General features: G+C 33.3%; 18 protein-coding genes and 1 pseudogene. 7 read left to right on the plus strand and 12 right to left on the minus strand.

The features are described from left to right. Positions 1–40 precede the first annotated feature (40 nt). The 3 genes and pseudogenes from CP355_RS07025 to CP355_RS07035 form a co-directional block, all read right to left on the minus strand. Positions 41–607: a hypothetical protein gene (locus CP355_RS07025; protein WP_098044218.1), complete on the minus strand. Its 567-nt coding sequence runs from the start codon at positions 605–607 to the stop codon at positions 41–43. Positions 608–756: 149 nt separating this feature from the next. Further along, positions 757–1,411: pseudogene (locus CP355_RS07030) on the minus strand (DNA alkylation repair protein). A gap of 21 nt (positions 1,412–1,432) precedes the next feature. Then, a complete protein-coding gene (locus CP355_RS07035) occupies positions 1,433–2,302 on the minus strand; it encodes an alpha/beta hydrolase (RefSeq protein WP_056945494.1) in 870 nt (289 codons plus the stop codon). A gap of 255 nt (positions 2,303–2,557) precedes the next feature. Here CP355_RS07035 and CP355_RS07040 point away from each other — a divergent pair, with 255 nt between their 5' ends. From CP355_RS07040 to proC, 3 genes are all read left to right on the plus strand, one after another. After that, entirely contained in the window at positions 2,558–2,953 is a 396-nt protein-coding gene (locus CP355_RS07040; protein WP_025006376.1) for a hypothetical protein, read from the plus strand. Positions 2,954–3,061: 108 nt separating this feature from the next. Next, positions 3,062–3,574: a hypothetical protein gene (locus CP355_RS07045; RefSeq protein ID WP_098044219.1), complete on the plus strand. Its 513-nt coding sequence runs from the start codon at positions 3,062–3,064 to the stop codon at positions 3,572–3,574. Between the two features lie 126 nt (positions 3,575–3,700). After that, entirely contained in the window at positions 3,701–4,474 is a 774-nt protein-coding gene (gene proC, locus CP355_RS07050) for a pyrroline-5-carboxylate reductase (RefSeq protein ID WP_025006378.1), read from the plus strand. Between the two features lie 146 nt (positions 4,475–4,620). Here proC and CP355_RS10290 read toward each other — a convergent pair whose 3' ends face one another. Next, the gene (locus CP355_RS10290) at positions 4,621–4,788 is read right to left on the minus strand and encodes a hypothetical protein (protein WP_158227425.1); all 168 of its coding nucleotides are present in this window, start codon (positions 4,786–4,788) and stop codon (positions 4,621–4,623) included. A gap of 84 nt (positions 4,789–4,872) precedes the next feature. Between CP355_RS10290 and CP355_RS07060 the strand changes: the two genes are divergently transcribed. After that, positions 4,873–5,292, plus strand: a complete 420-nt coding sequence (locus CP355_RS07060) for an NAD(P)H-dependent oxidoreductase (protein ID WP_233185811.1) — start codon at positions 4,873–4,875, stop codon at positions 5,290–5,292. A gap of 198 nt (positions 5,293–5,490) precedes the next feature. Here the strand turns inward: CP355_RS07060 and abc-f are convergent, their stop codons facing one another. From abc-f to CP355_RS07080, 4 genes are all read right to left on the minus strand, one after another. Continuing rightward, complete coding sequence (abc-f, locus tag CP355_RS07065; protein ID WP_098044221.1) at positions 5,491–6,996, minus strand: ribosomal protection-like ABC-F family protein; 1,506 nt, start codon at positions 6,994–6,996, stop codon at positions 5,491–5,493. A gap of 278 nt (positions 6,997–7,274) precedes the next feature. Then, a complete protein-coding gene (locus CP355_RS07070) occupies positions 7,275–7,568 on the minus strand; it encodes a MazG-like family protein (protein WP_098044222.1) in 294 nt (97 codons plus the stop codon). Positions 7,569–7,585: 17 nt separating this feature from the next. Beyond that, positions 7,586–8,080, minus strand: coding sequence for a kinase (locus CP355_RS07075; RefSeq protein ID WP_098036355.1), 495 nt, complete (start codon positions 8,078–8,080; stop codon positions 7,586–7,588). Positions 8,081–8,135: 55 nt separating this feature from the next. After that, positions 8,136–8,726 (minus strand): histidine phosphatase family protein, encoded by a 591-nt coding sequence (locus CP355_RS07080; protein WP_098036354.1) that lies wholly within the window; start codon positions 8,724–8,726, stop codon positions 8,136–8,138. Positions 8,727–8,954: 228 nt separating this feature from the next. On the opposite strand from CP355_RS07080, the gene CP355_RS07090 reads away from it, so the two are divergent. Together CP355_RS07090 and CP355_RS07095 are read left to right on the plus strand one after the other, a co-directional pair. Next, on the plus strand, positions 8,955–9,998 hold the full coding sequence (locus CP355_RS07090) for an ABC transporter substrate-binding protein (RefSeq protein ID WP_098044223.1): 1,044 nt from the start codon (positions 8,955–8,957) through the stop codon (positions 9,996–9,998). A gap of 190 nt (positions 9,999–10,188) precedes the next feature. Next, positions 10,189–10,392, plus strand: a complete 204-nt coding sequence (locus CP355_RS07095; RefSeq protein ID WP_233185812.1) for a multidrug efflux SMR transporter — start codon at positions 10,189–10,191, stop codon at positions 10,390–10,392. Positions 10,393–10,522: 130 nt separating this feature from the next. Here CP355_RS07095 and CP355_RS07100 read toward each other — a convergent pair whose 3' ends face one another. Continuing rightward, complete coding sequence (locus CP355_RS07100; RefSeq protein WP_098044224.1) at positions 10,523–11,890, minus strand: FAD-dependent oxidoreductase; 1,368 nt, start codon at positions 11,888–11,890, stop codon at positions 10,523–10,525. A 153-nt stretch (positions 11,891–12,043) separates the two neighbouring features. Here CP355_RS07100 and CP355_RS07105 point away from each other — a divergent pair, with 153 nt between their 5' ends. Then, positions 12,044–13,267, plus strand: coding sequence for a metallophosphoesterase (locus CP355_RS07105; RefSeq protein WP_098044225.1), 1,224 nt, complete (start codon positions 12,044–12,046; stop codon positions 13,265–13,267). 786 nt (positions 13,268–14,053) lie between these two features. On the opposite strand, the gene ppc is transcribed toward CP355_RS07105, so the two are convergent. The 3 genes from ppc to CP355_RS07125 all read right to left on the minus strand — a co-directional run. Next, positions 14,054–16,792 carry a phosphoenolpyruvate carboxylase gene (gene ppc / locus CP355_RS07115; RefSeq protein ID WP_098044226.1) on the minus strand — a complete coding sequence of 913 codons (2,739 nt, stop codon included), beginning with the start codon at positions 16,790–16,792 and terminating at the stop codon, positions 14,054–14,056. Between the two features lie 113 nt (positions 16,793–16,905). Next, the gene (locus CP355_RS07120) at positions 16,906–17,952 is read right to left on the minus strand and encodes a serine hydrolase (protein WP_098044227.1); all 1,047 of its coding nucleotides are present in this window, start codon (positions 17,950–17,952) and stop codon (positions 16,906–16,908) included. 590 nt (positions 17,953–18,542) lie between these two features. Beyond that, a partial coding sequence (locus CP355_RS07125) for an RNA-guided endonuclease TnpB family protein (RefSeq protein WP_143468923.1) occupies positions 18,543–18,902 on the minus strand: 360 nt, incomplete at its 5' end.

Below are 18,902 nucleotides of genomic sequence, written 5' to 3' on the forward strand. Positions count from 1 at the left end.
ATTAGATAAAATCTATCAAACAGCGTAAGTGTTCAATTTATTATTGCAATTTACGGGTATTAAGTTTTATTTCTTCTTTTTGTGCCAATCTTTTTAAATCGTAATAAATTGTGCGTTTTAACCGAGAACTTAATTCTCCGAACGTATCATTTTCTTGTTTAACAAAGATATATTGTTTTGCAATTCTTTTTAGTAAAACAGTAGTATCTTTAAACGTCGCAGTATTTTGATCAAACCAGCTGCTTAAATAATCGTTGGCTAAAGTTCGATCATTTTCATAATCAGTCTTAGATAATAGTTCTTCTAGGAAATGTTTAACTTGATCAGGTACACTCTCAAACAGTAGAATTCTGCTTTCAAATTCAGGTAACTTTTCCTTTAAATCATGGAAAAATTCATTTCTAGTTTCAATTCCAGAAGTAACCACAAAAATCTTGGGTTTTAACTCAAGGTCTGGACTTTTTTGTAAAATCTCAGCGATTTTTTGAATCACTGCATGTGTTTTACCTAATCCAGTTGTTTGTTCAATTACTGATAGATACGTCCCTTCTTTTTGAGATAAAAGATAGTCTAATGCCTTTTTAGTAGAATTGGATTCGACTTTCATTTTTTCTTCTCCTTAATTTAAATATATAAATTGGAGGTCCTCCTTGTTTAATCGCACATGTGTTCACGTGTCATTATATCAAACACCTGTTCAAATGCAAAAATTTTTATAAAAAAACGATTATGTGATATACCACATAATCGCTATTGCTATAAATACTTCGATCCTTCTGTAATCGATAGTTTAGCCATTCTATCATAATTTTCAGCAATAAATTGTCTTACCCATTCTGAATTTGTCTTAGAGTAATCACGTAAGGCCCATCCTATTGCTTTGTTAATGAAAAACTCTTGACTGTTCAAATTATTTTCGATGATCTGAGCAAGTAAGTCAGTGTTCATTTTCTTTTTACGTAACAATTGATGTTCTATTGCTACACGTCTTACCCAAAAATCAGAATCTGTTGACCACTCAAGCATCAGTTCATTAATTCTTGCATCTCGTAAGCCAAGATCACCAATAGGCTTAATTAGACTATCGACTGTATCCCACCATTGTTTAGTTCTGACAAAACGTTCAATTCTATCAATATCGTTATAAGTAAGATATTTTTTCATTGCAATTAAATATCACAAACAAAATATTGCATCTCTCGATATTGATCTTCCCAAGCTCGATTTAATAGATTCCAGTCTATTTTATTCTTTTTCTTTTCTCGCATAAAAAATCGTGATAGATCTTTCGTCGCTCGGGTGTATGCAAACCATAAAATTTAAACTGATTTCGCATATAACCTGCTAGTTGTTGTGCTTGTTCAGAATTAGCTTTTTCTTCAAAATTCGCTTTTAGTTCTTGATAAAACAATTTGAACAATCCTTTTTTCTACTACCATAAAAATTCAACAATTTTATTAATTACTTGATCATTATTAGGCAAACTGCCATGATCAGCTTTTACACCAGTAAACTTAATTGCTTGATATTTACTACCAGAAGTTAAATATTTCAATGATAAGGCAGAAGCTATTTCAACTACTCCATCCCCGCCATTGCCGATATCTCCATAAATATTAAGAATCTTCACTTTATTTGTTTTGTAAGCTGGACGAGCTTTTAACATTTGCTTGTATGTTTGATTCATTTTATTTGGTTTGCCATTTTTATCTAGTTTTAACCCTTTGGGTTGACGGAAGCTTGGCGGTAATTCTTGGAAATATGCTCCATCATAATGCCCTGCTATGCTCACTTGTTTAACTAACCGTGGCATATTTTTCTTTTGACCATTTTGAATCATGTAGTAAATTATCGCAATATTGCCTAAAGAGTAGCCAATCATATTAACTTTATTGATATGGTATTTCTTCTGCAAGGCTTTGACTACGTTGCTAGCATAAATTCCATTACGTGAAAAGTCAGGTTGTGTATTGTCCTTGAAATTGACTTCAACGATTGGATTTTTAGCATTCTTTTTAATCCTGCCTTTTAATTTAACTTTTCCTGTCTCATCTACATTTGCACGAATTACACTATTTGTTTTACCAGCTTCTTTAGCAGCATCGACTAACGGCTTTTCATTCTTATAACTACCCATTAATCCGTGAAAATATAATGTAGGAGTATCTTTAAATCTCGGTTTAGGCTTAACCATAGTGGTTTTGCTTTTATGTACTTGCTTTTCTTTTGAACTATTATTGCAAGCTGCCAGTAAAGGTATCAACAATAACAACATGATAAACAGATGATTTATTTTTCTCATTTTTGACTCGATTCTATTTTGTTTTATTAACTAAATAATCTCAGATTTGTGTTAAAAAAGTCAATTTTTCGATTTTTCCTTTTATTTTGATCATATGTTTGGTATATTTTATACGAACACAAGTTTTTTCAGGAGGGGGCGAATGAGTAATTTAATTAAAAAGCTATATCATCAACTTGTGCTTATAAAGAGCAATGTTCGACCTTTATTATTTTTGTTGATGAGAGTATTTCATACAAGAAGCAAGATGATCAGATGACTACTGATAGGTTTATTGCTGCCTTTTATATGATAGATGCTCAAAGAATGCAGGCATTAAATCAGCTTTATAAGGAGATTTACCCTAACAATAATAAACGAGAGAAAAAGAGTAATTCCGTTTCTGATAGAATCAATCGGAAAGCCTTAGAAGTGGCTAAGCCCTTTTTAACATCAGCTTTGATATTAGAACGTCCAGCTTGTGACCTTAATCAATTTACAGATATTAAAGAACTGATGTTTTTGTCACTAGAACTTCTATCATATATTCATCCAATTAAGACGCTTTTACTGGAACTTAAAAAATGCATCAATTCTTCACAAATTAAAGTATATGTTGTAATTGATGAGACCTCACAAAATCATGTTGATCCATGTCTTTTATTAAATTGAACTCTGCTACAGGATATTGCCAAGAACATTAGTGATGAGGAGGTTAAGTTTGAGGTTAATTATTATACTGAAAACAGTCGAAAAAGTTATGGTATCCAAGTTGCTGACATGTTGGCTGGAGCCTATCGTAAAGAAATGGTATATCAAAATCAAATTGATGCAAATCTCATTTCCTTTCCTTATCATCGTTTGACCTTAACTTCTGATTTAAAAGAAAACTCAAAGTTCTTAGAAACATTAGGCTATGTTGTTTATAATAATCAACTGGCAAAAACACAAATTATTGAGCCAAATAGTAAACGTAATTCACTAATTATAGTCCAAAGCGTAATTAACTCAATAAAGAAATTAGTTAAGAAAAGAAAACAAATCAGACAGGCTAAACAAGTTGATCATTTTAAAAGATCGAATCAGCTACTCTTAAATCTAAGCACACTTGATAATAAGAAAAAGCGGCAAAAAGTTATCGCTCTTTGTAGTAAAATGAACAAAAAATTGTGCCAATATGCTAAAAAATCAAGCTTAAAGCCACACAACTATGTGGTAACATTGAGCAAAAAAGTAGATTCTAAACATCACCAAAAGACTTTAAAAACTTACGCAATAACATCAAGCAATTGAACAAAATATGTCGAGAGTCAAAGTCACGTAATAATATCATTCTTGAATTAAAAGTGTTTAACAAAGAGATTAGTAAATACTGTTAAGATAAAATTTGAACAGATAGCAAACATTAAGGAGATAAAAATGACAAAAATTGGAGTAATTGGTGTAGGACAAATGGGTAGTGCTATTATTAAAGGACTAAAAAAAGATGCAACGAATAAAATAATTGGAGAAAATCCAGTTAATCCCCGTGTCAGTAGATTAGCAGAAAAACTAGATTTTAAATTAGTCCATGCAATACATGATTTAATCAACTTGGATCTAGATTATGTATTTTTAACTACTCCAGCTAAGATTACACTTCAAATCATCCCTGAACTAATTAATCTGGACGCCAAAACCACCATTATTTCTTCGGTAGCTGGTGTTGGGTATAATAATTTGGAAAACATTTTACCTAATCATTCAATTATTAGAATCATTCCTAATACTCCAGTAGCGATTAATGCTGGCACTATTGGATTGTTTATACCAGCTAATATCTCTAAAATTAATGCTGTGAAAATAACTCATTTTTTAGAACAACTAGGAGATGTAATTTCTGTTAAAGAAGATCAATTAAGCATTGTAGGGACTATTGGTGGCTGTGGTCCTGCCTTTGTGGATGTTTTTCTTGATGCGCTTGGGGATGCTGGCGTTCTGAATGGTCTTCCTCGTAATCTAGCTAATCAATTAGCTGCCAGCATGGTTAAGGGCTCTGCTACTTTGGCTAGTGATAGTAAAATAGCCCCTGCTTTATTGCGTGATCAAGTATGCTCACCCGGTGGAACTACTATTAAAGGTGTAACTAGCTTAGAGGCGAATGGATTTCGTCATGCTGTAATCGAAGCTGTTAATCAAGCAAATCAAAATTAAAAAATGGGCGGAAAATTCTCCGTCCATTTTTAGTAAGTAATTATTTAGTTTTTACCTAACCAATGCATATTTTGATGATTCTTTTTACGCCAGATATATTCAATAATAAAACTAATCACTAATAAGAAGATGACTGCAATCCAAGTTCAAATTTCACCATTCATGATAGCTTGAGCAAAAAGCAATGCGAATAATACTAAGTTAAGAATAACAGCAATTACTAATAAAAAGCGGTTAGCTCCCGTGTGTTTTACCAAACGCAAATGCCCTACGTTAACCATAGCATGTACAAGCAAAAATGCTAAACTTGTCATTTCTCCTACTGATGATAATGGGAAGATGACTACAAAAATACAAACTAATAAGCTAGTAAAAAATAGCCCCCGTGTTCCACCAAAGTGAGTCATTGCTCCAAATTTAGGTGGAATTTAATCTACTTTAGCAATTCTTATGCCCAAATTTTCACAAAAGTTCAACAAATCTTAAAAGCAAGAAAGGAAGAATTTTCAGCTATAGATCTATATTGGGATAACTTTAACCCAGCATATGATGCGCGTAAACTTTCCTTATTTAAAGCTGGTAAAACCAGTGATCCTAACGTTAAAAAATATCAAAAGCTTTTGAAAGAAGCTAATCGCCGTATCTTTATCTTCCCAGTTTGGTGGAATGATACCCCTGCAATTATTAAGGGCTTCATCGATAAAGTCATGAAAAAAAAATTTGCATATAATGTTGGTGCTACTGGTGTCATTGGGCATTTAAGGAATATTCAGCGTGTTGAAGTGATGACGACTCTACCTCACCCACCTGGTATTTGAAAATGTTCTGCGGTAGTGCCATTAAAAGTGTTTTCATCAATTCAACCTTGAAATAATTAGGGATGAAACATATCAAATGGTTAAGCTTTGGCAATATTGATAAAAGTTCTGCTCAAAGAAGAAAACAATATTTAGAATCATTAGTCCAAAAGATCTGAACAAAAGCACGTTACTAACTAACCAGTAACGTGCTTCTTTCTATTCTGCTATATCCAATCTCACTCTGTGATCCGTCACCTGCTCAATGAAGTATTCGTCATGTTCAATCAACAGCATGGCAGGTTTGACCTTTTTCAATAATTCAATCAGTTGATCTTGATTGAAAACGTCTAGATAATTTGCTGGTTCATCCCATAAATACAAGTCGGCTGGTTCAACTAGAGATTTAGCCAGTGCTACTCGTTTTTGCTGTCCCATACTCATCTCTTCAATCGGTGTCACAAAACTTGCTCGTGGAAAGCCCATCTTTTTCAAATTATTGAGTAATTCCTCATAAGAAATTTTATGTTCATATGCAAAATTGTGTAAAGTGCCATGATATTCTGTAAAATTTTGTGGCAAATATGAAATCGATAAACCATTTGCTAGTTCATACTTACCTTGATAAGTGACTGAAAATGTTTTATTTAACAACATTTTCAAGAAAGTCGATTTGCCAGAACCGTTCTTTCCTTCAAGAGAAACAATACCGTGATTTTTAACCACTAAATTTAGATCTTTAAATAAATTTTTACCATTTATTTGCAAATCAAGATGTTGCGCTTCAAGTAAAGTCGAATGGTAATTAGATTGAAAATTCATTGTCAGTTCTGGAATATCTTCAATGTTAGTCATCAAGCCTTGTTTTGCTTGAATATCATCGTTCATTCTTCGTTCAACATTTTTGGAGCGCTGCATTACTTTAGCAGCTTTATGACTGTAAAAGCCCTTATCAATATACGCATGAATTTCATTAGAGTGAGCCTTTGCGTTCTTTTGATTTTCAGATTTACTTGAATATCCCTTTAGACGTAAACGACTTTCATTCAATGTACGAATCTCGCCTTTCAGCTTCTGATTCTTCTCGCGGTTAAACTGATCTCTTTTCTGCTTCGTATCTTCATATGCAGTAAAGTTTCCCTGGTACAAATGAATCTCCGTATTTTCAATCGCCAAAATATGATCGGTTACTTGATTCAAAAAATCACGATCGTGACTAACCACGATATAGCCCTTTTCATGCTTACCTAGATAATTACTAATCTCTTTTCTACTGTCTTCATCTAAATGATTTGTAGGTTCATCAATTAAGGCAAAAGAATCTTTATCTGTAAAAGACAATGCCAGTAAAACTTTAGTTTGCTCACCACCACTTAAAGTATTAAACGGCTGCCATAACAAGTTGGGGTCGACATTCATTAAATTCAACTCACGTTCTAATTCCCACTCTTCGAAAGCAACCTGCTTCTGTAACTCATATAAGGTAATATTCTTTTGATCCTCAACTTTAATTGGATAATATGAAAAACTTAGCCGAGTTTGAATTTCGCCTAGACCATGTAATTTTCCACGCAGCAAGTTCAAAAATGTTGTCTTACCACGTCCATTTCTGCCCACAAGTCCTAGTTTCCAAGTACTATCTAAGTTTAAGTTCAATTTATTAAAAATATTTTCACTGCTATCATCATATCTGAATGATAAATTTGAAATTCTAATGTTGCTCATAAAATCGCCTCGTAAAAAAGAGCCTACACTTCCGACAAGTGCAGACTCTCCTTCAGTATTTTACGTATAGAAAAAGAAGGTATCGCCTATCCTTAATCTTGTCAAAAGTGCATAGTCTCTCCGTCATAAATCTGGAATAATTATTCAACTATGCTTGAATTTGCAAGATTAAAGACGCAATGGCGACCCTTCTTTCCATAAAATGAATTTCAATTGATAAAACTAGAATAACATGAAAATATTAGATTGGCAAGTTGTTTTGGATACTTTGATACTATTTATCCTTCTATCTTTTTACCATCTGTATATTTTCTTTTGGCATTGATCTTTAGCTTTTTTACAATATCTTCACCTAAGTCACTACCTAGCATTTCAGAAATTCCTAAGAGAAAAATTGCTACATCAGCTAATTCTTCATTTATGTTGTCATGATCGTCTTTTAACCATGCTTGAAATAATTCATTAACTTCACCATACAGTAAAAGCAACTCAAATTTTACATCGGTAGTATTGAAACCATGATTTTTCTTATTTTCGATAACTACTTTTTGTAATTTCTGCGTATCAATAATCGAACTAGCATTCCCCTTTATCTTTTTACTACGTCATTCATCACAACTTCTAGTTCATCTTCCAAACTCATGTCAATCGTGAATTTCTTTTCGGGAATAAAACCAATATAATCCTTCTGTAGCCACCATGAACGCATTTTTTCTTCGCCAAAAGAAGAAATATGCCGTTCTTGATGCCTTTTCATTGTTTCTTCAAAAGGAATGTCAAAATAATAGGCATTAATTCTGTCTCCAAATAATTCTTTTGCTTTCTTAAACACTGGAGCATACCACTTAACATTCAAGATTCCCTCTAAAATTACGTAGTCACAATGCTCATAACCATACCCCAATAAATCCATCAACAAAGAGATTGCTGGATTATCAGCTCCATCTTTTGCATTAAGCATTTCTCTTCTGACGGTATCCTGAGGGATGAGTAAGGTGTTTTTGCCTAATCGCTTTTGAATCCTTTTAGACAGAGTGGTCTTACCACTTCCTGAGTTACCTCTAAGAATTATTAAATTAGACATAGCGTTAACTCCTTAATTATAATTAATAGCATTTTTTGATACTATTATTTTTTCATTACTTATAGACACAGCAATTAGCTTTATTTATAAATCGTTGTCCATCAGTCAACTCCCATTCGTGAAAACAGGCATCTCCAGAGGTAAATTTAACATTTGAATTCATAGGTAATTTTAGAAAAGATTCATACAATCTCATGATCATTCCACCATGAGAGACAATAGCTATTGTACTTTTAGAATCATTCTCTGTTATAACTTTAGATAAAAATGATTCCGCCCGCATTCTAAAATGCAATTCGGTCTCCTGTTCATAATTCGAGGTATGAATAGGTGTCGGAACATTAGGATACTTAGCGTAAGCTTCATTATATGGTAACTTTGCTCTAAGACCATTGTTAAATTCCTTAAGTTCATCGGTTTTATTCAAAGAAAGATGTGTATTTGCCGCTAAATACTCAGCAGTTTGAATTGCCCGATTTAAAGTACTGACATAAATTTTGTCAAAAATATAATTTTCAGCGAGATAATTACAAGTGACTCGAGCCTGCTTACAACCTAACTCCGTTAGATTATAATTTGCCCAACCTTCACACACTTTTAAAATATCCGCTTCACTTTGACCATGACGTAGCAGTATTAATTTCATTCATATCACCTTTATCTCAACATCCCTAAACTAAATATTTTTTCATTCTGATCGTTAATTCAAAATGAAAGTTACAGGAACTAGTAAGATCCTTTTATATTCCTTAATTTACTAATTAACTGTGTCCTCGACAGTTGCATCCCTATCAAATTCATATTCAAATCCTCGGATAGTCACTATCGGAACCATATTGCCTCTTTGTCCCATCAGCAATCCAGCGGAAGCAGCATGCATATCACAGATAGTTTCAACATTAATTTTTCCGTTACTCTGAGTTTTTCGAAGACCATTTATTCCATAAAGCCCAACTTTGAACACGTTCAAATTAGTGCTGTTTCTACAACTAGTTTATCACAAGCAATTAAAAGCAAAAAGTTTGATGTAACTCAAGTACTTAATATGCAATATGATGAAGTAAAACATACTAAAGGTGTCAACTTTGTTGGAGAAAAGGGCATGACTTATAGTTTTATTGCCTTTAAAGTTGGAAAATGGGATGAAAAACTAGGTAAAAATGTTCAAAATCCACATGCTAAGATGAATAATCTGTCTTTACGAAAAGCTATGCTTCATGCAATGAATATCGATCAAGTCAACCAGAGATTCTTCCGTGGATTAGACTACCGCGTTAATTCATTAATTTCTGCTCAATTTGGTAAATTTCATGATGCTAAGGTTCCGGTTTATTCCTCTAATTTAGAAAAAGCAAATAAATTATTAGATCAAGCTGGCTATAAAAAAGATAAGCAAACAGGATATCGTCTACAGCCTAATGGAAAAAAGTTAACTATTAATTTAGCTGTTCACGTTTCAGATATTAATGTAGAAGCTTTATGGACAAACTATATTCAGGAATGGAAAAAGATTGGTTTGAAGGCTGAGTTTTTAACAGGACGTCCAATGGGGTTTAATAATTGGATTAATGCAATTAAATCAAGTGATCCTAGAATTGATGTTTTATCTAATGCTTGGGATCCATCAGGTGATTCCTCTCCTGCTGTATTCTATGAAGAAAAAATGCCTTATAATTTTGCCCGCTTTGTTTCACCAATGAATAATAAATTATTAGATGAAATTGATTCTAAAAAAGCATTTAATGAAAAATACCGCGTGCAGAAAATGCATGAATGGCAACAATGGATGTATAAAAAAGCATATGTCGTACCAACAACTGGTACTTATTCAATCACTGCAGTAAATTCAAAAATTACTGGATGGTCGCTTAAACCTTCAGCTGATGTTTGGTATGAAGCTGGTTTTAGCAAGAATTAATAAACCTACATTATAATCCAATTATAAATATTCTTCCCACCGGAGAACAGACTTGTAAGAGCAATTGATACACTTCATTAGGTCTTTGAAGAAGTCTATTGGTTGCTTTTTTTAGTTTTAGAAAGGAAAAAAGATGACGTGGATTTACTTAATATTAGCGGGTTTATGTGAAGTTTGGTGAGCAACAGCAATGAAACTTAGCGATGGATTTCATCAGATTGGCTGGGCTATTATCACTATCATTGGCATGATAGCTAGTTTTGCAGGCTTAATTATTGCTTCGAAGCATTTACCTATTGGAATCGCCTATCCTGTTTGGACGGGTATTAGTGCAGTGGGATCTGTAATTGTAGGAGCTGTTCTTTTTCATGACCAGATGAATTGGCTTACCTAGATATTTGTAATTTTGCTTATTATTTCTATTATCGTAATAAAGATTCCTACAGGAAAATAGCATAAAAATACTCTGCAACTAACAGCTTTTGCTTAATAGTTACAGAGTATTTTTTATTCAATTTAATTTATTAAACAATCTTATAGTAGCCTAATGCTTTTTGTGCAACTAAGTTTACCATGTTCCATTGACGATCGAAACTTGGTGAGAAGAAGAAATCAGCTTCAGCTAAATCTTCTAACGTCAATTTTTCTCTAATTGCAAGAGACAATACGTTAGCTTGACCTGTAATGTCATATGTCGACAAAGTGGAGCCACCTAAAACTTGATGGCTGTTCTTGTCATAGACCAATGAAATGTAAATTTCTGGATTCTTGTCTGCTGGAATGTAATCTGGTCTCAAGGTATCCTTCAATGTAATTTCTGCCACATCCATACCAGCCTTTTCTGCATTCTTCTTGTTTAAACCAGTAGTTACAGCATGCATGCCAAATGCTTCTAGCACTTGTGCACCAACAATTCCAGTAAATGGTCTGGATGGTGTTAATTCAAATAAGTGCTCAACAACATATTGTGCTTCATGACGAGCAGCAATGGCAGATGGGATTGGAACCCGACGGTTAGCTGGAATACTATATGGGAATACGGCATCCCCAATTGCATAAATATTTGGTACATTGGTTCTAAAGTATTCATCAGTCTTGATATAACCATTGTCATAAAGGTCAATAGTGCCATCAAGCCAATCTGTGTTTGGCTTAACTCCAATTGCTTCAATTACTAAATCAGTTGGAATATCACCATGATTAGTTTTAACTGCTTCAACACGTCCGTTACCAGAAAAGCCCTTAACCAGAGTATCCATTGCTAGGTTAACGCCATTTTTAGTTAAAACTTTTTCAAAAACATCAGTGTAAGTATTGTTTAAATATTTCTCAAGTGGCTTCTTACCACCATCAATTAAAGTTACGTTCTTGCCAGCTTTGCGCATAACTTCTGCTGCAGCAATTCCATTACCAGCGCCGATGATTGCTACGTTTTTAATACTATCATCGTTTTTAGCTACTTCAATCTCTTTTGCCCAGTCGTAACCACGCATTAAAAGAACATTCTTTAAGTCACTGCCAGGTACTGAAAGCTTCGCTGGATTTACACCAGATGAAATAATCAATTTATCAAAATGAAAATCTTTCTTTTCTCCTGTTTTAACATTTTCGGCAGTTACAGTATTGGTGTAAGTATTAATTGCGGTGGCCTTAGTATTGTTATACATGTGGCCGCCTCTATTCTTTAAATCCTCGGCTCTGAAATTACGAACATCATTAATGCCAGTAGTTTCACCTTCAAGATAAAGCTTCATTCCACAAGACATGAATGAAATATAATCAGATTGTTCTAGAACGGTGACATCAACGTTGTCATAGTGATTCAAAATTTCAAAAGCGGCCTCATGACCACCATGAGAAGCTCCGATAATAACTATTTTTCTCTTATCCATAAAAATCCTCCTAACTTTTTAGATTGAATGTTGGCTTTGTAACACTTTTACCCTAACACTTACTGTTACCAAAGTTAATTGATATGACTTAGAGCTAGATAATTTATGTTCACAAAAGAATTCCATTATAATTGATTCTAAGAAGGTGATTTAATGGTTGCTAAATTTATTACAGATAAAGATCATGCAAAATTATTTATCATTTCAGATACTCACTTAATTGCCAATCAATTGCATGATAATGGATCAGCCTTTCAACGGATGAGAGATACGAGTGCTGGAAAAGATTTGGATTATCAAGAAATAGCTTTAACAGCTTTTACTCGCAAAATAATTGAAGACAAGTCTACTGCACTAATTATTACCGGCGATTTAACCTTTAACGGTGAATTAGCATCAGCTAAAAAACTACGATCTATTTTTTCTCCGTTAAAAGCGGCTGGTGTTCATCTTTTTGTTGTACCTGGAAATCATGACATTTATGATGGTTGGGCCCGTAAGTTTGAAAATGAAAAGGAATTGTACGCACAACAAATTAGTCCTTTTGACTGGAAAGCAATTTTTCCAGACGGTTATAAAAATACTGATAGTGCAGAATTGTTTTATAGTGTGAATTTAAATAGCCAGTATCACTTAATCTTTTTAGATTCTAATATTTACAGTCATCAAGGACTTACTCCAATTACTAATGGAAGAATATCCTCCAAACAATTGCAATGGCTTGAAAATGATTTAGAAAAAGCTAAAAAGAACAATCAACGCAGTTTAATATTTATGCATCATAATTTATATGACCATAATCAGGTTATTCATGGTGGTTATACTCTGGATAATACGTCAGAGTTACAAAAATTATGCACTAAATATAAAGTGACCGCTGTTTTTTCTGGACATATTCATGCGCAGAATATCGTTCGCGGTAATTCCTGTTCAACTCCAGATATAGCTAGTTCTTGTTTTGCCATGACAGATCAAGGCTATGGCATTGTTGATCTCTCACCTGCTCGCTTTTCTTATCAGCGTCACAGTTTTAACATGACACATTATTTAACTGATAAGGAAAAAGCAGAATTACCAACCGAAAATTTTCATCAATATTTAGCTGGGCTATTTAATTTCACCAATCACACTCAAATGAGCTGGCTCTATAAAGCAGTAACTGATCGAGATGAACAAACAGCAATAACTCAATTTATTGATGAATTAAACTGGAATTTCTTTATTGGAAAAAGCAATTATTCTGAAAAACAAAAAGCTCAACTTAAAACTAATCATGCTTACCAGCTAATTGCTCAAAAATTACCGGAAATGAAAAACTATCTTGATTCACTACTGGCAGTAAATCAAGATAGTTGGCATTTAGATATTGATTTTTAGATTAATTCTCCCATCAAAATAATTTTAAAGAGGTAAAAAATATATTGGATGTAGTCTTGGATTCATAGACATATGTATCAAAACTATTTATCTCGTTTTAAGTTTTTATTGTATCGCTTAAATAATACAGGATAATAATTATCAAAGTAATTCAATAAAGGATGATGAGATGAATAAAAAAATATTTAGTTTGGATGGTAATCAATTAAAGACAATAGCTGTTATTTTCATGATTTTCGACCATGTTAATACCTATTTATTCAATCCTAGAAGGTAACAATATCTTAGTCACTTTGACAATTTTTTTAGGATTAATTTGGAGTTTAGAATTATTTAGAGAAAATAAAAAGCGCGGTGCTATTTACTTCTAACAATTATCTTAGGAATTTTTAGTTTACCTTTTGAAGGTGGATTATATCTTTTACCAGTTTTATTGATCTTCTATTTTGCTTATCATAAGCTGACAGTCGAATCAATTGGCATTTTTATTTGGCGTTTTTTGATTTTAATTAAAGCAATTCATAATGCTCAAGTCGCTAACATTAGTTTATATTCTTCACTAACCTTTGATAGTGAGTGGATGATGATTGCTGTCATCCCATTTATACTTCTTTACAATGGTAAGCGAGGCAAAAGAGTTTGCTAACTAAATATTTCTTCTATATTGTCTATCCAGCACATCTGTGGATTTTAATGATGCTTAAATATTGCTTATTAGGCTGAAAAATAGGATGATTGTAGTTTTTATATACAATCATCCTATTTTTAATTATTAATATAAAAATTCTATCCCGAATTACGTAGGCCTGAAGCCACACCATTAATAGTAATTGGAATGATACTTTGGAAGACACCTTGGATTTCGTCTTCACGATCACGTTTAATCATTTCAAGTTGAATGTAATTCAAAATATTAAAGTATGGCATTCTAGCTGCTAAACTGTTCTTCAAGTTTGGTGCATCATTAAGTAGATCATCGTGTCCTTCAATTTGAAGAATGATTTGTCTAGTCAATTTCCATTCTTGATAAATAATGTCAAAGACTGCCTTTGTTTTTTCATTTTGACATAGTTCAGCATACTGTTTGGCAATTTCCATATTAGATTTTGATAAAACCATATCCACATTAGAAAGTAATGAATGGAAGAATGGCCAGCCTTGATACATCATCTGTAATTCTTTTAAATTACTTGGATCAGCATCGATAAAGTGTTTAAAGGCAGAACCTACACCATACCAGCCTGGGAGCATTACCCTACTTTGTGACCAAGAAAATACCCATGGAATAGCTCTTAAGCTTGAGAAGTCAGACAGTTTCTTTCTCGAAGCTGGACGTGAACCAATATTAAGATTTGAAATCTCTTTAATTGGTGTTGCTTGCAAGAAGTAATTTAAGAAGTTTGAATTCTCAAAGACTAATTTCTTATAAACTTCATTACTTTCAGTAACGATTTTATCCATTGATGAACGGAAATCTGCAATATGGTCTTCACTAACAATTTGTTTAGAAGTGATACGATCGACTGTGGCTGAAACTAGCATCTCTAAATTATAGTATGCAGTATCTTTATTGCCGTACTTGTTTTGAATAATTTCGCCTTGTTCAGTCATTCTAATACGATCATTGATTGACTTAAATGGTTGTGCGGTAATTGCTTCATAAGATGGACCACCACCACGACCGACAGTACCACCACGGCCATGCATATAAGTAATCTTAATGCCTAATTCTTCACCGATAGCAGTTAAATCTTTTTGAGCCTTGTAAAGATTCCAGCATGAAGCTAAGTAGCCACCATCTTTGTTAGAATCTGAGTAGCCTAACATTATTTCTTGATAATTGTGTTGAGAAGCAAGCCATTTCTTAACAATGCCTAAATTCAAGTATTCTTTAATGATATCACGTGCATTGTTTAAATCTTCAACGGTTTCAAATAAAGGTACAACTTGAATTCGAGCATTTTCGTTGTCGAGCAAGTCATACTCCTTGAGCATGATTGCTTGTTCCAACATATCTGAAACACTTTCAGTATGAGAAATAATATGTTGCTTGATCACATCTTCGCCTAAACGATCCTTAAGATCACGAGCAGTTTTGTAAATCTTCAATTCTTTTTGCAATAATTCTGATTTAGGCTTGTTATTTGAGTGCAAATTACGAGGATCATTATTCAATTCGTTAAGTAAAAGACTTACCTTCTCCTTTTCGCTTAAGTCGCTATAATGATCACAAATTTCTGCACTCTTAAGTAGTTCTGCAACACATGCTTCATTAACACTAGAATCTTGTCTCATATCGATTGTAGCTAAATGGAAGCCAAAAACATCAATTGCTTCTAAAATTTCAGTGAAGTAACTCTTGACTACTGCTTGATCGCGATTTTCCTCCAATGAACGCTTAATAACTTCTAGGTCTGCTTTAAATTCTTGCGCATCTTCATAAACAGGAATCTGATCTAAATGTTCAAGATCACGTTCTTTAAGGAAACTATGTTGATTAGTGATATTTAGTAATTTTTGTTCAGTACGAACCAAACGACTTTCAATATAGTAGAAAGCACGTCTGTATGGTTCATTAGTTCTGAATGGCGAATCATCATTTGATAATTCAGATAAATGCATCACTTCAGTTGAAGGCTTCATATAAGAAGTGGATAAAGAAATCGAACGATAAAGTTGATTGATTTGTTTGATGTAATATTCAAAAATGACTTGACTTTGAAGTGTTGCACTTAATTTCAAAGTATCTGCAGTAACATATGGATTACCGTCTCGGTCGCCGCCGATCCACATCCCCATTGTAATAGGTGTAGCATTAGCAATATCCAAGCCATGCTTTTTAGCTAATTCCTTATAACGAGCAGTAAACTTAGTAATTGCAGGAATTAAGGACTTAGGATAGTAAGTCAATACGTTGGTAATTTCGTTGGATACCTTCAATTTATGGCCACGGATAATATCCGTTTGCATTAAAATTTCGATGCAAGCACGTAATTCTTCTGTCCATTCATCACGATTGATAATGCCATTTTTAACTTCACGATAACTACGCAAGAGAGTGTGAATCTTATCCGTTAATTCAAGCACAGTCTTTCTTTGAACTTGAGTTGGGTGTGCAGTTAAAACAGGGACTACATTTACCTTTTCCAAAATTTCTTTGGCATTCTTCTTTTGCGCAACAATATTAATAGTGTCGTTTAATTTTCCCAAGTAATCTTGATCAGTATTGTTCAATACATTAACTTTGCTGGCTAATTCCACGTCTTCTGAAATATTAATCAAAAGTGATAATGTAGCAAAATAACGAGCAACGACGATCATTTCACGATTATCTAAACTGGCGATTTGATCTTCAAGTTCTTGATAATTTTTATCTGCAGAAATCTTAATTAAATTTTGAATCTTAGTAAAAAGTTCTTTACCAATTAATTGTTCTGTAGATTCGTTAAGCAAGTCGGTTAAAATCTTAACTTCTTCAGTCACTACCTTTACATCGCTGCTATTTTCTAATTTTTTAACAGTCATGTTCGAAATTCCTTTCTACTTTTATTAAGACTAAAATACCATGAAAAGTGTAAAAAATGAATTAAAAAAGGAAAGCAATTTCAGCTTTCCTTTTGATCTACTTTTAGTGCTTTTCAGTAAAATAATCCTACACCCATATAGTCATGGAGGATATGATTTGCGGCTCTCTTCAACTTAAAGTAATTAATATTATTAGAAAATAGCATAATCATTCGTTTAGTCTTGTAATTAGCGACAAAACAACAATTGTATCCAGGGATACTACCATCTGCGCGAATAACATTACCCTTGAAGTACACTCCACCGAAGTAAGCTACTTCCTGATGTTGGGCTTGACGAGAATATTTATTGATCATTTTAGGATCTTTAAGAACACGGTCATAAACAAATCTCCAGTAATCATTTGGTGACATAAATAAATTACCGGCACCAAAATCAGAAGAAGTCGTGATAGTTACTTTATGCCAATTGACATTATTAACCATAGGTTGAGGGACTTCTTTTTGAGACACTTCGGAAAAATCCTTAACCTTGTGAAGATGAAGCGGCTTTGCAAAATTATTTTGAACATAATTATTATAAGTTGTGTTGTTTATACGACTGATAATTGCTGCTAATAATTCATAATCTATGTCTTGATAATCCCAAGTATGAATATGATCATACTTGATGTATTTTAGCATATAAGCAATCTGTTCTTGCTGATTCTTAAGTGGAGATGATGGACGAGCATTATTAATCAAACCACTTGTATGATTCATTAATTCACGAATTGTAATATTCTTACTACCCGGAACTTGAGGAAAATATTTTGATAAAGGTGTATTCCAACTGAGCTGTTTTTGTTCCTCTAGCTGATTAATCGCAGTTCCTGTCATGATTTTTTGAAGAGAAGCAATCGGAAACAACTGATCTGCTTTTACTATCTGCTCTTCGTTAGTAGTTTCATTATTTTTAACGACAATTGGTCGACTTTTATCCTTTTTATCGTTGACTAACATTACACCATTAATATGATGAAACTTCATATATTCTTTAAGCTGCTTAGGTGAATCTCTGATACCACTATCCATCCTGTCGCCCAAAGGTATAACGAATAAAAATAGTAAAAAAGCGCAGATTCCTATCAAGCTGTATAAGAAGAATTTTTTTCGATGCATAGTCGCTCTTTACCTCATTTCTTTTTACTCCCGGTAACATTTCAAGATCAACTTTACATTTATGATAATCTATTTTGGTTTTAGAAAACAAATTTATTTGTACATTACGCATTTGAGTATAAAAAAAGAGGCAATCAAGCTTCTTCTCTAATCTATTGGCAATTGTTATCAATAAATATCTTTAATCTTTTTAAATCAGTTAATGAAAAATAACTTCTAACTTTTGTTATTTTTAAGTCATTAATATTGGCAATCAAGTATTCTTTTGTATCAATATATGAAGGTTTATCAAAATTATATTTTTCCCAATCAAAAATTGGATAATAGTACTTTCTTATATTTTCACTTTTCTCGGTGTACTTCGACGTAATCTTTAGTAGCCAAACTTTTGCATCGGTTAATTTTATTAGTCAACTACCCTAGACTGAAGTCTAGGGCTTAGTGGCTCGTTAGCTTGCGCCAACCAGAACACCAACTTGCTTAGATACGGACTTGACTTACCAGCAATAATCTTTTGGCTATTGCCGATAGAGGTCGTCTAATTACCAAAGCCTTTTAAGTCCGTGAGTTGCTAGCGGACTGCAGCCTTTCTAGGCTGCTTTTTTTATTTTAGGATTCTGCCACTTGCCTAATCCTTTTTCTAGAATATTCACTGCCGCATTCCAATCGCGAATATGGTGCGTCTGACAGATTGGGCACGTCCATTCCCGATCCTTAAGGGTTAATTTCTTATAGCTATTTTGTCCCATAATACTGCCACATTGATGGCATCTTTGGGTGGTGTACTTAGGATCAATTGTTAGAAATTCTTTGCCATATAGATCTGCCTTATAAGCCAGCATGTTCAGGAAACTACGCCAGCCAACATCAGAAATGGCTTGAGACAAGGCATGAGTCTTTAACAGATTTCTGCTTCTTAGTTCCTCGGCAACTACTAAATCGTGGTTTTT

The sequence above is a fragment of the Lactobacillus sp. UMNPBX4 genome (assembly GCF_002554115.1).
GTDB classification, from domain to species: domain Bacteria; phylum Bacillota; class Bacilli; order Lactobacillales; family Lactobacillaceae; genus Lactobacillus; species Lactobacillus gallinarum.